Annotated in this window: 13 protein-coding genes and 2 pseudogenes; 9 read left to right on the forward strand and 6 right to left on the reverse strand. The window is 40.1% G+C overall.

The window, feature by feature from the left end:
• The first annotated feature begins 10 nt into the window (after positions 1 to 10).
• The 4 genes and pseudogenes from V8V91_RS26960 (at position 11) to V8V91_RS26975 (ending at position 2,083) form a co-directional block, all read left to right on the forward strand.
• Positions 11 to 355, forward strand: a complete 345-nt coding sequence (locus V8V91_RS26960) for an energy transducer TonB (protein ID WP_373398078.1) — start codon at positions 11 to 13, stop codon at positions 353 to 355.
• 162 nt (positions 356 to 517) lie between these two features.
• Positions 518 to 849 (forward strand): annotated as a pseudogene (locus tag V8V91_RS26965) (BlaI/MecI/CopY family transcriptional regulator).
• A 5-nt stretch (positions 850 to 854) separates the two neighbouring features.
• Complete coding sequence (locus V8V91_RS26970) at positions 855 to 1,352, forward strand: hypothetical protein (protein ID WP_373398079.1); 498 nt, start codon at positions 855 to 857, stop codon at positions 1,350 to 1,352.
• Positions 1,349 to 2,083, forward strand: a complete 735-nt coding sequence (locus V8V91_RS26975) for a M56 family metallopeptidase (protein ID WP_373398080.1) — start codon at positions 1,349 to 1,351, stop codon at positions 2,081 to 2,083. The genes V8V91_RS26970 and V8V91_RS26975 overlap by 4 nt, the downstream gene beginning before the upstream one ends.
• Before the next feature lie 106 nt (positions 2,084 to 2,189).
• Here V8V91_RS26975 and V8V91_RS26980 read toward each other — a convergent pair whose 3' ends face one another.
• Both V8V91_RS26980 and V8V91_RS26985 read right to left on the reverse strand, forming a co-directional pair.
• The gene (locus V8V91_RS26980; protein ID WP_373398081.1) at positions 2,190 to 3,164 is read right to left on the reverse strand and encodes a hypothetical protein; all 975 of its coding nucleotides are present in this window, start codon (positions 3,162 to 3,164) and stop codon (positions 2,190 to 2,192) included.
• Positions 3,154 to 4,731, reverse strand: a complete 1,578-nt coding sequence (locus V8V91_RS26985; RefSeq protein ID WP_373398082.1) for a M14 family zinc carboxypeptidase — start codon at positions 4,729 to 4,731, stop codon at positions 3,154 to 3,156. Before V8V91_RS26985 ends, V8V91_RS26980 begins: the two co-directional genes overlap by 11 nt.
• 129 nt (positions 4,732 to 4,860) lie before the next feature.
• On the opposite strand from V8V91_RS26985, the gene V8V91_RS26990 reads away from it, so the two are divergent.
• Positions 4,861 to 5,628, forward strand: coding sequence for a DUF1080 domain-containing protein (locus V8V91_RS26990; RefSeq protein ID WP_373398083.1), 768 nt, complete (start codon positions 4,861 to 4,863; stop codon positions 5,626 to 5,628).
• 73 nt (positions 5,629 to 5,701) lie between these two features.
• A pseudogene (locus tag V8V91_RS26995) lies at positions 5,702 to 7,041 on the forward strand (Gfo/Idh/MocA family protein).
• A gap of 51 nt (positions 7,042 to 7,092) precedes the next feature.
• Here the strand turns inward: V8V91_RS26995 and V8V91_RS27000 are convergent.
• From V8V91_RS27000 to V8V91_RS27015, 4 genes are all read right to left on the reverse strand, one after another.
• On the reverse strand, positions 7,093 to 8,937 hold the full coding sequence (locus tag V8V91_RS27000) for a prolipoprotein diacylglyceryl transferase family protein (RefSeq protein WP_373398084.1): 1,845 nt from the start codon (positions 8,935 to 8,937) through the stop codon (positions 7,093 to 7,095).
• Positions 8,938 to 9,194: 257 nt separating this feature from the next.
• Positions 9,195 to 9,518 carry a S8 family serine peptidase gene (locus tag V8V91_RS27005; RefSeq protein WP_373398085.1) on the reverse strand — a complete coding sequence of 108 codons (324 nt, stop codon included), beginning with the start codon at positions 9,516 to 9,518 and terminating at the stop codon, positions 9,195 to 9,197.
• Between the two features lie 8 nt (positions 9,519 to 9,526).
• Complete coding sequence (locus V8V91_RS27010) at positions 9,527 to 9,889, reverse strand: S8 family serine peptidase (protein ID WP_373398086.1); 363 nt, start codon at positions 9,887 to 9,889, stop codon at positions 9,527 to 9,529.
• Positions 9,865 to 10,731 (reverse strand): S8 family serine peptidase, encoded by an 867-nt coding sequence (locus V8V91_RS27015; protein WP_373398087.1) that lies wholly within the window; start codon positions 10,729 to 10,731, stop codon positions 9,865 to 9,867. The genes V8V91_RS27010 and V8V91_RS27015 overlap by 25 nt, the downstream gene beginning before the upstream one ends.
• Positions 10,732 to 11,217: 486 nt before the next feature.
• Here V8V91_RS27015 and V8V91_RS27020 point away from each other — a divergent pair, with 486 nt between their 5' ends.
• From V8V91_RS27020 to V8V91_RS27030, 3 genes are all read left to right on the forward strand, one after another.
• Complete coding sequence (locus V8V91_RS27020; RefSeq protein WP_373400826.1) at positions 11,218 to 11,343, forward strand: hypothetical protein; 126 nt, start codon at positions 11,218 to 11,220, stop codon at positions 11,341 to 11,343.
• Positions 11,344 to 11,439: 96 nt separating this feature from the next.
• On the forward strand, positions 11,440 to 11,772 hold the full coding sequence (locus V8V91_RS27025) for a hypothetical protein (protein WP_373398088.1): 333 nt from the start codon (positions 11,440 to 11,442) through the stop codon (positions 11,770 to 11,772).
• 71 nt (positions 11,773 to 11,843) lie between these two features.
• On the forward strand, positions 11,844 to 12,191 hold the full coding sequence (locus V8V91_RS27030; RefSeq protein ID WP_373398089.1) for a transposase: 348 nt from the start codon (positions 11,844 to 11,846) through the stop codon (positions 12,189 to 12,191).
• Positions 12,192 to 12,384: the final 193 nt, after the last annotated feature.

The following is a 12,384-nucleotide window of genomic DNA, read 5'->3' on the forward strand; positions in this document are numbered from 1 at the left end:
TGATTTTTTCATGAGTGTGCAGGAAGGGACGGCTCAAACTCAAGAAGTTCATCAGGAGGTAGATGTGATGCCTCAACCCCCTGGTGGGATGTCTGGCTTGATGGCATTTATGATGGAGAATTTGAAATATCCAGAGCAAGCAAAGGAAAAAGGAGTGGAAGGAGTAGTGATCGTTTCTTTTGTGGTGCAACAGGATGGTTCTATTTCCAATACAGAAATATTGAAAGGTATAGGAGCTGGCTGTGATGAAGAAGCAATTCGGGTTGTCAAAGCATTTCCAAGCTGGACGCCTGGTGAGAAAGATGGGAAAAAAGTAAATACACAAATTCAACTGCCAGTGAAATACAAGCTTTAGTTGATGGTTCTTATTTGATGAAAAGCCTCTAAATCAATCTAGAGGCTTTTTTTGTTAAAAATTACGAATATGTCGTGATATTACGAAATAATCGTAGGTTTTGTGAAAAAACTTTTCTACTTTGGAATCATGGAAGAATTAACCGCCAACGAAGAGCAGATTATGCGTATTTTCTGGAAGCTAGAGCGAGCTATTGTTCGAGATGTTTTGGATCAGCTTCCTGAGCCCAAACCTCCATATACCACCTTAGCATCTTCAGTAAAGGTCCTGGAAAAGAAGGGGTATCTAGGACATAAATCTTATGGTAAAACCAATGAGTACTTTATTTTGATTCCTGAAAGTGATTATCGGAAGAAGAGTTTTAATACGTTGTTGAAAAACTTTTTGGAGGATCTGTGGAAAACGTGCTTTCTTTTTTAGTCAAGGAAAAGAAGGTGTCTGAAAAAGAGCTGGAAGAGCTCCAAAAAATGATTGATGGCTACGAGAAAAAATAATAGTTATGGAATTTCTATTTACCTATTTATTGAAAGGAAGCATTGGTATTGCATTGATTGTGCTGTTCTACAAAGTGTTGATTGAAGACCTTACGTTCTTTTCTTTGGGAAGAATTACGGTATTGACTCTTTTGGTTGCGGCGGTAGTTTTACCTTTACTTTCTTTTGATTTTCAATTTTTGGGTACGTCCACCTTGATTCCACTCAATTCATCTTTGACTTGGCTGGAAGGTCAAGCGAATGGAGTAATTCCTGTGGAGGAATCCTCTGCTTTTGATTGGAAAATCATTCCTTTTATCATTTTTCTGATCGGTGTTTTATTTAGACTCCTTCAACTATTTTCTGGCATTTTAAGTACGCTATTAATAATCGCTAGTTCAAAGAAAGTAGTAGTGGGAAAAATGACTCTCGTGATCAATTCACAGTTTATCCCTGCATCTTTCTTTAATTATATCATGCTGCCAGAATACTCAGAAAGAGATGAGAAATCAATCAGATTTTGATCCATGAATCTGTACATGTTCAACAAGGTCATACTTGGGATGTATTATTTCTTCAGTTGATCAAAGCGGTATTTTGGTTTAATCCCGCCATTTATTTGTTAGAAAAACAACTTCGTGAAATTCATGAATTCCAAGCGGATCGAGCTGTAACTACCAATTACTCTACGATTGCCTATTCTAGACTGTTAGTGAAACAGCTGAGTAAAGATTGTGGGCTTCAATTCATGAATAACTTTAATCAATTTCAAACCAAAAAAAGAATAATGATGATGAACAAAACAAAATCGAAATCCAATCAAAAGATGAGATTCTTCTTAGGGCTACCTTTACTGGTGCTTATGGTAGGTCTTTTCTCCTGTGATTTGGCCATGAGTCAAACAGACTTAATGGGCGTATGGAAAGGTACTGAATTTCAGTTTGAGCAAACGGAAGGCCCTGATATGACCGCTATGATAGAAGGTGGTAGGGCACTTCATGAAGGAGGTAGGTTAATCCTTAATGAGGACGGAAACTTTGAAATATTTGCCGGGCAAGGTGATATGAATGGATCTGGTACTTGGAAGTTATCTGAAGATGAAGACCTGCTTATCCTGACTATGAATGGAGATGAGGAAACCAAGTATAGTATTGTTTCTTTATCTGATGAGGAATTAGTAACCAAGCATGAGGTGGAGTTTGATTCTCCTATGGGAAAATTGGCAGGTATCATTACACTGACGTATATCCGTTAAAAAATTTAATCGTATCTACGATTAGTTCGTAGATTTTTCATGTGATTTTAAATGAAAAAGCCACCTTGATGTTCAAGGTGGCTTTTTATTGGTGTAGACGATGGTGTTAATCCATCTTGTCTCCGAAGAAAATTGCATTTAAAAAGAGCTTGTTAGTACCAAACCAAGTGCCTCTGAAATTAGGGGAATCAAAGAAATTGATCACTCGACCTCTTCCAACTGGAGAAATTATCAAACTTGCACTTTGCTTTAACAACTCCAAGTTTTTATCAGATATATACCCGCCAAGTAATGGGTTTTCGGTATATCGAACAGGAGTGAGGTACTTGTCTTTGCTAGGCTGAACAAAGATGGAATTATTTCTATATACAGGAAGCGTTTCTCTATTGTAGCCATATGTGATGGGATGGGTAAGATCCAACCTGGCCATGTAGATACTTCCACCCACTTGTTTTGCTCCTTCAAATGCAGACCTTTCAGCAAATGGAAGCTCTTTTGGGTCCGTGCTTTCTCCACGGGCTACCATACTTTCTTTGATAATTTCCTTTTGATTTAACCAAAGACTGGCGGTTTTCATGGAAATCACGGTTCCTCCACGATTAATCCAGTCTTTTAGATGGTTTACTACTGATTCTGAGAAAGAATTGTAATTGCCAGATGGAAGGATAAGCGTATTGTAATCAAATAGATTTACTCTTCCCATCTGATCTGAATTGACTTTGGTGATCGGCATTCCTAGCTCAGAGTCCAATAAATACCAGATTTCACCAGCCTCATAACTGGAAACTCCATCTCCCACCACCATGATGACTTTTGGTTGGGTGACTGCACCCACTAAATTGGAACCAAGATCAATTCCTTCCAGATTAAAACCAGTGCTCGTGGCATAAACCTGCTGATGATTTACCACGGATAAAGTTTTCAATTCGTCTGTTACATTACTTTCACTTAAACTTTGGAATCCCATGGGAATCATTAAAGTGCCAGCTCCAAATTCTCTTGGACCATTTTGGGTCTGGGAAGTAAAAGGTCTATTCACAATTTCAACATGGACACCTGCTTTTTGTAAGTCAAAAAGCATTTTTGGGCGCGTAATAGTCAGACCAATCAATTAAATAGGCATAAGCTTTTCCTTCTGGAAATTCATAAGGAGTAGGGGTATTGTTAGTTACTTGTTCCCCTAGCTTCACCGAAGGCCCTGCAGCGTAAGGCATTCCATAGGCATGGGCCATGGTCCAAGTAGATGCATCATAAAAAACAGAATCGGCAAACTCGGTGACTTCTTCAAACATAGTTCTTACCATTCTATACTGTGGTTGTGAAGTAGGAACGACCCAGGATTTACCTTTCTTGAAATCATAGCCGCCCAAACTTAGGTCATCAGTGTTTTCATAGACTTTAATTTGATGATCCATTAAGAATTGGACAAACATTCTGTTTCTATTCTCGTCAAATTCATCTCCAAAAACATAATTCTTGGCAGGGTCTTTCGCTCCTTCAGAAACTGCAGTTTCGAAGAACTCCCTTAAATAATCATGCATGAAATCTTTGTTGTCCAATGCAGCTTCCATAGTGGCCAGGGAACTTCTCACATGGTTTCGAATTGTAAATTCAAAGCTAATGTCACCTCTTTGACTACTTTGCAAATGACCACGGCTACTTGCTTGCTCAAACACTAGTCCCAAACCTCCATGGATATCAGGGTAGGTACTTCCATAACCTGGGTAGCTGTTGTCAAAGACTTCTTTGGTCCAATAAAGGCTACCGATTTCATCTAGGTATTTTGAAAAATACTTCGCAAATCTCGTATTGATGTCATCGTAATTTTTTCTGGGTACCACAGGGTTTTCGCTTCCATAGGGTTTGGTAGGTTCAAAGAAATAGGTGCTATTTGTTCCCATTTCATGAAAATCCGTGGTCACATTAGGATACCAAGTATGATACCAGGCAATTTTGGCCTGAGATTCTGGGTGCGCCAATGGAAGCCAATCACGGTTCAAGTCAAACCAATAGTGATTGGTTCTGCCTCCAGGCCAAACTTCATTATGTTCTCTATCCATTGGATCAGCTACAGGAGGGAAGCCTTTATTGGTATTGGCCCAATGGCTATGACGATCTCTACCATCCGGATTTACGGTCGGGTCAAAATGGACCACTGCATTATCCCTCAAGTTTTTCGCTAAATCTGATTGAGAGGCTAATAGCCAGTAGGCGGTTAGCATCGCAGCTTCCGCAGAAGAAGGTTCATTTCCATGTACTCCATATCCTTGGTGTATAATGGATGGCATGGAACTGACATCTGGTTTCGGTTGTGAAGGGTCAGCTAATTGTAATTGGGTTAACCTAATTTCTTCCAGGTTAGCCATATTGGCTTTCGAAGCAATGGTTAATATGATTTTAGGGCGCAACTCATGCGTATAACCGATGGTTTTTAGGGAAGCCATCTCCGAGAGTTCGTCGAGCTTTTCGAAATATTTGACTATTAGGTCATACCTCGTATGCCAATCACCGATTTTATAGCCAAGGAATTCAGAAGGGGATGGAACATTCGGATCAAATGTCTCACCGGGAAAGAAGTAATTTTCTTGTGCCTGACTGGTCAAACACATAAATATCCCGAGAAATAAAGAAAGTAGTGGTTTTTTCATAGGTCCAATTTATTTTAAAATCGAATAGAATTTCAGGGAAAATGGTAAAAATCCATCAATGGTTTTTTGTTTGCTGTCAATTTGAAGTAAATTATCCTCCTTAGTATTTATCCTAAAATAATCTATTGTATGAAAAAGACATCGCTGACCCTGGCGCTTACCTTATCAGCATTTAGTATCAGCTTTTTAGCTTGTGCTCAAGAGAAAACCCCGCCTCCAATGAGACCAGAGGCAACTGAATTTTACACTCCAGTACCTCCAAGAGTTACTCCTGGAGCCAATAACACTGCACCACCATCTGATGCCATCGTTTTGTTTGATGGAACGAGCTTGAATGGTTTTGTAAGCGCAAAAGATGGGACCAGTCCGGCAGAATGGACCATCGAAAATGGTGAGTTGGTAGTTACTCGCGGAAAAGGTGATATTCAATCCAAACTTGCTTTTGGAGATGCACAATATCATGTAGAATGGTCAGCACCTACCGAAATTGTTGGGGAAGGTCAAGGCCGTGGTAATTCAGGCTTCTTTTTGATGGGATTGTATGAAGTTCAAGTATTGGATAGCTACGAAAGTAAAACCTATACCAATGGTCAAGCAGGTAGTATTTACAAGCAGTTTGCTCCTTTGGCAATGGCTTTAAGACCTCCTGGTGAATGGAATTACTATGACATCATCTTTAAAGCACCTCGCTTTAACAAAGATGGGATCGTCACTTCTCCAGCTACTGTTACCGTGTTAATGAATGGAGTTTTGGTTCAAAACCATGTTACCTTAAAAGGTCCAACTGAATACATTGGTATTCCAAATTATAAAGCACATCCAGAGGAATTGCCAATCAAATTGCAAGACCATGGAAATCCAGTAAGATTTAGAAATATCTGGGTTCGTAAGCTTTAATTATTCATTTTAAAGGAGCAGCATATTTTTATGTTGCTCCTTTTTTTGTCCAAACTCAATAAACCAAATAACCATGTCATCTAGAAGACGATTTATTCAAAATTCCATTCTGGTAGGTGCAGGATTAAGCATGCCTACGATCTTGACCGCAGCAGATTTTGGAAGATATACTCGAAAAGTAAAACCATCAGATCAATTGAACTATGGATTGATCGGTGCCAATGGAATGGGCTGGTCCAATATGAACGCCCATCTCAAATTACCTGAAGTCAATTGCGTGGCAATTGCTGATGTGGATCAAAGTGTGCTGGACCGAAGAAGTGAAGATGTTTTTAAACTTCGTGGAACCCGTCCGAAGCTTTATAAGGATTATCGAAAGTTGCTAGAAGATCCAGATATAGATATTGTCATCATTGGGACTCCAGACCATTGGCATTGCCTGAATATGGTGGATGCCGTTTCTGCCGGAAAGAATGTATATGTAGAGAAACCTATCGCGAATACCATCGAAGAGTGTCAACTGATGGTAAAAGCTCAGGAGCGTTATGGAAAAGTGGTGCAAGTAGGACAGTGGCAGCGATCCGGAACACAATATGCACAAGCAATAGATTATGTAAAGTCAGGCCAGTTGGGCCAAATTCGATTGGTTAAATGTTGGGCCTACCAGGGTTGGATGAAACCTGTTCCAGTGTTGCCAAATGGAACTGCCCCTGCTGGGGTGGATTATAAGATGTGGTTGGGGCCTGCACCAGATCGACCTTTCAATCCCAATAGATTCCATTTCAATTTCCGTTGGTTTTGGGACTATGCAGGTGGCTTGATGACAGATTGGGGGTACATGAAATTGATATTGCTCTTTACGCGATGGGAGTGAGTGCACCTAAATCGGTGATGGCTTCTGGAGGGAAATTTGCATACCCAGATGATGCTTCTGAAACCCCTGACACCCTGCAAACGGTATATGAATACGATGGATTCAATATGCTTTGGGAACATGCCACAGGTATTGATGGAGGTAATTATGGCACTACTGAGGGCATTGCTTTTATTGGAAACAATGCAACTTTGGTGGTGAATAGGGGAGGATGGAAAGTGATTCCTGAAACGGAGAATAAAGATGGACAGCGTGTTCCAAAAGTGGCTGAGGTTCCTCATACTCGAGGAGAAGGAAATGCCTTGGATCATCATGCTGTCAATTTTGTGGAAGCGGTGAAGGCGAATGATCCGAGTTTGTTGCATTGTGCCATTCAAACAGGAAGTGTGGCCGCGATCAATGCGCAGATGGGAAATATTGCCTATAAGACCGGTAAGAAAGTGTATTGGGATGCTACCAAAAATCAGTTCACGGATTCAGAAGCAAATCAATTGATCAAGGCGCATTACCACAATGGATGGGAACTGCCGAAAGTGTAAAATTTAAAGAAGTTAAACTTAGAAATGACCCTCCAATTTATTGGAGGGTTTTTATTTTCTAAAATTAAAGCGGTATTCGAAGTTCAATAAAATCTGGCTGTTTCGAGGGTTGTTGTATCCTGGATATCCTCCATTGGTGACATCTGAAAATTGATAAGTCAGATTGAACAAATACTTTCTTTCGATGATCGCCTGAGCTTGGATGAAAGTTCCCAGGTCACTTGTTCCAATTCTAAATTTATTTCCCGCGGGCAACCCGAATCCTGATCCGATTGCTCCTTCAAACCGCATCCCGGGAAAGGGGCTAGGAAGACTATTGGAAACTCCTCCATCAATGAATAGAATCCGTTCTGGTCCAATTCTCATATAGGATTGGATAAATACTGGTGTGTTTACTATAAGGGTGGAAGGATCGGGTCTCTCAACTTCCTTTTCTGTAAAGGCATTCCATCCTATACTTCCTAGGTGAAGCCCAGCTCCCAATCCTACCCATTTCCAATCTTTCTTTACGTAAGGGTTTACTGAGAAAAGTGTTTTGCTTTTAGAGCTAATGGGATCGGCATCCAGTTTCTTTTCTGTAAGCTGCCCATAGGATAGGTTAATGCCATAAGTCAATATTCCATTATCACTGATTTTTGCTCTTCCTATTCCAAGGCCTCCTGTGGAATAAGTAGATTCAAATGCTGAATATTGATAGTTATTTGCACACCCAGAATTGCCACCAGAGGAACCTTTATAAACTGAGGTTGAAAAATAATCTCCGGATGAATAGCCTCCTTTAATAAAATCATAGCTTTTTACCTGAGTACTGTCTTCAGGTAATATGTTCCAAGTTTGACTCATTAAAAAAATAGGTAATACCATACTTGCAATCACTCCCCAACGAAATTGGGGAACCGTATTTACTTTAAAATAATGAACGGAAGCGAGGGCCATACTGGGAAAAAGCATGAGGTTCATGGCTAGCATTTCAGCGAAACTCATCCAGAATCTTAAGGACCAGGTCATGACTACCGTCATCCCTAAAAAAATGACAGCGGTAAAAAAACTGGAATAGTAGCTTTTTGTGAGCAAGTTCAAATGCTCGGGTTTTCTTTCCCTATATATAATGATGAGTGTTGTGAAAATAGAGATGAAAAGTAAAACCCACTGCATGGTTTTCAGCCCATAAACTAGTGTTCCACCCATGGCGTGGGCACTAGGATCCCTAAAAAACTCTGTAAACAACCTGATTAAAGCCCAGGTACTCAAAGAAATCAAAAATAAATTTCCGGGCTTCTTTATTTTCCTTTTTAAATAAACTAAAACTAGGATTACTACGATCCCATTTATGATTTCATAGAACTGAAAAGGGTGAAGGCTAGGAGTAGGGGAGTTTAGTCCTTCAATAATTTGCAGATTAAAATAATGTGCATGTGGAGGGCTATCAAATCCATACTTTTTCCCCGGTAATGCAGTGGGAGTACCATAGCAACATCCTAATAGCAGACATCCAAACCGTTGTAAAGCCAACCCAACTGGAAAGGCAAAAGCAAAGGAATCAATACTTGAAAAAGGGATTTTAAATAGCTTAATCCCAATTATAAAGCTGATCAGCCCCAAAAGTACTCCTCCCAAAAGAACCTTTCCTTCCGCTTCAGGTAGGGCTAGATTTTGAAAAAAGAGAATCCATTCAGAAGGTCCATATGAATTGACTTTAGTACCAATGATGAAAAAAAGCCTCGAGAATGCTAACACAATTAACCAACTAACAAGAGGTATTTTTATTTTAATCCCTTCTAAAATCAGTATAGCGGTTACAGCTAAGAAAGCCATGATATAGAAGATGTTAAAAAAAGAAGAGAGGTAATCTCCCCCTAAAACCATGGTCAGATCTATTCGAAAAAGTAATTTCATCTCCTTTTGATAAATAGTACTTACAATTTAGCTATAAACGATCATTCAAAATTTTCTAGAATGAATTAAAATTTGTAGTAAATGCAAAAAAGTAAATTAATATTTTGCATAATATCATTTTTAGGGAAGTAAAGTGTGTTTATGAGTCTTTTTAAGAATTGGTAAGTTGATGGAATGGAGGGTAAAAAATAGGAATGAATACCAAAAAAAGCACTGAGATGGCTCTCAGTGCTTCAAATGTCAATTTTAATTTTTTACTATTCTAATCCCAAGGCTTTGGCAGCATTGACATACCCTGCTCCATAATATTCATCATTTCCTGGCTTACCAAGGTCTGTTGAAGAGCTGAATAGGGTGGTCTTCACTTGTCCAGGTTTCATGGCTCCACCATTTGATTCCATAATGAGTGCAACTACTCCAGCTACTGCAGGAGCTGCCATAGAAGTACCTTGTGCCCAACCGTAAGATCCATTGGAAGTTCCTCTGACAGTACTAAATACCATATCGAATACATAGCAAGGTCTACCAAGAGATAGATAAGTGCCGTCCAATTGACAATTCGAAAAATTCCCGTCAATCAAAGCAAGACCTACAGTACCCCTGGAGCAGCAATGTCCACTCCAGATTTACCGGAATTGGTATAATAAGCTGGATCTGTAAAATTGGATTCTCCTAATTGCCAACCAGTAGGTCCGGTAGAACCTACAGAAATGATATGTTGATTTTGTGCTGGGATCACAGTGAATTCATTATTGTCATCTAAGTTTAATCCATCATTTCCTGCAGCTACAATAATGGTTACACCAAGTTGATAAGCATAACGGCTCACACGATCAAAAATCTTTTGTAACTCTGTAATGGCATCTCTGAATTCCTTATCCTTCCAATCAGTTCTATAATCGATGGTAGCTCCAAGACTCATATTTATTACCTGAGCTCCTGCTCCCCCCAAGATTGAGGAGTAGCTGCATAAACCATTCCTTCGAGAATCCATTCAAATGCTCCAGAACCACTGTGAAGGGATTTAACCCCGATAAGAGTTGCTTTTGGTGCAATTCCGACAGTAGCTAACCCTGAAGAAGCTACAATCCCAGCCACGTGGGTTCCATGCCAAAAAGTTCCAGTATCAAAGTTCCAAGGTTGTCCTGGAACAGTTGAAGCAGAACTAGCCATGTCCAGATTAGGGGCAAGATCTTGATGGGATGAATGGATACCTCCATCGATAATAGCAACTCTAACACCTTCACCTGTATAGCCATTGTCCCAGGCGGTAGGAGCGTTGATTGATGCAGGTGCCCATTGGAAACCATCGAAAAATGCACTTTGGTAATCAAAGGGATCGCCTTGTGCTACAGGTCCTTCTAGTTCATTTACCTCTTCAGGATCTTTGGTGTACTGCAAAATAAAGTCCGGTGTTACCGATTCAACACTGCTAATCTTTCGTGCTTTGATAAGAAATTCCGAAGATTTGGATATTGCCACCGCAACCCCAATTTCAGGGTAAGACTTCACAATCTCTCCTCCTGCATCAGCAATACTTTTCCCGATGTTTTTAGGTAGATGATCTCCTTTCGTTAAGATAAGATACCTGCCTGTATAGTCGCCTACTCTTAAGTTAGAAAAATCTGTGACTACAGGTAATTCATTTAGATTAAAACGACTGGTGTTTAATTCATCTTCAGAAGCCATGGTATTTACATGTTCATCTTCAATGATGATGCTTTCGCAAGCATTAAATAAAAAGCCCAAAGCAATTAAAAAGGGCAGGAATCTGGATTTTTTAAGTTTTTTCATAAAGTTAATTGGTTGATGAAAAATTGTTGAAATGGTGGTTTAATGTTTGACTGAAAAGAGGCTACATGCTTAAAATATGATTGATAATTGCAGCTTTTCTTCACCTCCTTAATATATAATTAAAACTTCTAATAATATAAAAATAATTTAATTACTTTCTGATAATTAAGGATTTAGGACAAATATCACAAAACAACTAAAGTATCTAGTATTTAATAAATTAGTATTCCAATCTTGATTAAAAAGCCTGTCCGAGAAACGTTTTTAAAATTTAGAATTGCTTCTGCCAAAGCCTACCCTTTGCTGTATTTCAGGTTTACGACAACTTCAAACAACAGCGGGTGAAAAAATACACATTTCTTCGGACGGCCGATTTTTCTCAACTTCTTTCTTTGATCGATCGGAGCCTTGTTGCAAAAATTGTTTCCAAAAACCAATCGGATCGGTACTACAAAAAGCTTTGACACCTGGCAACATTTGGTCACGATGTTGTATTGTTCTTTTCAGTGGCGCCACTTCGCTCAGGGAGCTTTCACGGGTCTTTTGGCCTGGCAGAACAAGTTGATACATATCGGCATACCCAAGAGCTCCCCGCAGATCCACCATCTCTGACGGGAACAAGCGAAGACCAAGTGAGGTGTTCAAAGCGCTCTATCTTTCCTCTTTTTGAAAAATACAGAGGTGTTTTGCGGGACAGCCGACTCCAAGATGGAAGTGATCCAGAAGCTGTTTATTGTCGATTCGACTGTCATCAGCCTGTTCAAAGACATCCTCAAGGTGGCCGGAAGACCCCGAAAGGACGGCAGGAGCAAAGGCGGTATCAAAGCCCATGTGATGATTCATGCGGCTGAACTGATGCCCTGCCTGGTCGATTTACGACAACCGCCACGATCACACCTTTTGAAGTATCTCCAGCTGCGGTTCTTATCTGGTCATGGACAAGGGGTACAGACTACCATCAATATACTTGTCTCTCTGGACGGCGGACCAGGGATTTTCTTTGTGTCCAGGATGAAGAATAATGCAAAGTTCGAAAACTGAAGGAAAATGGGCTGCCCGAGAACCGAAACCATGAAATCCTCAGGGACGAAACCATCACGGTCCAATACACCGTGGACAAGGAAAAACATCCGCTCAAACTCCGAAGAATCGCCTACTGGGACCAGAAAAACCAAAAACTGCTCATCTTCCCTGACCAACAACCTGGAGCCAAGGATGCGGCCCCAGCCGTAGCGGCTATTTACAGGCACCGATGGCAAATCGAGCTGCTGTTCAAAAAACTCAAACAAAACTTTCCGCTCAAATACTTCTTGAAGACAACCCAAAGCACGATCGAAATCCAAATCTGGTGCGCGCTGATCTCCTTGCTACTGATGGAAGTTGTCCGTAAACAGCTCAAAAGGAACTGGGCTTTCTCAACATGGTGGCAATCGAATTCCACCTGCCCAATGTGCACCTGACAAACTACTCAACAACCCTGAAAAAGAACTCGGGGAAAGCCTTGCTAAATCCACCCAAATGAACCTGTTTCCAACCTAGGGGGCTTCACTTTTCAAAATCAACCAAAAACCCCAAATTAGAGCATAAGAAAAACAAATGTCCGATTATTCTATTTTAGTCGGACAGTAGTGATTTAAAAAGTTACATTTTAAC

Source organism: Algoriphagus halophilus (assembly GCF_041729275.1).
GTDB lineage: Bacteria > Bacteroidota > Bacteroidia > Cytophagales > Cyclobacteriaceae > Algoriphagus > Algoriphagus halophilus_A.

Bases quoted from the DNA above. Each gene is read 5' to 3' on its own strand.
- V8V91_RS26990 (WP_373398083.1), top strand. From the start codon at position 4,861: ATGAAAAAGACATCGCTGACCCTGGCGCTTACCTTATCAGCATTTAGT.
- V8V91_RS27015 (WP_373398087.1), bottom strand. From the start codon at position 10,731: ATGAAAAAACTTAAAAAATCCAGATTCCTGCCCTTTTTAATTGCTTTG.
- V8V91_RS27000 (WP_373398084.1), bottom strand. From the start codon at position 8,937: ATGAAATTACTTTTTCGAATAGATCTGACCATGGTTTTAGGGGGAGAT.
- V8V91_RS26980 (WP_373398081.1), bottom strand. From the start codon at position 3,164: ATGCTTTTTGACTTACAAAAAGCAGGTGTCCATGTTGAAATTGTGAAT.
- V8V91_RS27020 (WP_373400826.1), top strand. From the start codon at position 11,218: ATGTTGTATTGTTCTTTTCAGTGGCGCCACTTCGCTCAGGGAGCTTTC.
- V8V91_RS26960 (WP_373398078.1), top strand. From the start codon at position 11: ATGAGTGTGCAGGAAGGGACGGCTCAAACTCAAGAAGTTCATCAGGAG.
- V8V91_RS26985 (WP_373398082.1), bottom strand. From the start codon at position 4,731: ATGAAAAAACCACTACTTTCTTTATTTCTCGGGATATTTATGTGTTTG.
- V8V91_RS26970 (WP_373398079.1), top strand. From the start codon at position 855: ATGGAATTTCTATTTACCTATTTATTGAAAGGAAGCATTGGTATTGCA.
- V8V91_RS27025 (WP_373398088.1), top strand. From the start codon at position 11,440: ATGGAAGTGATCCAGAAGCTGTTTATTGTCGATTCGACTGTCATCAGC.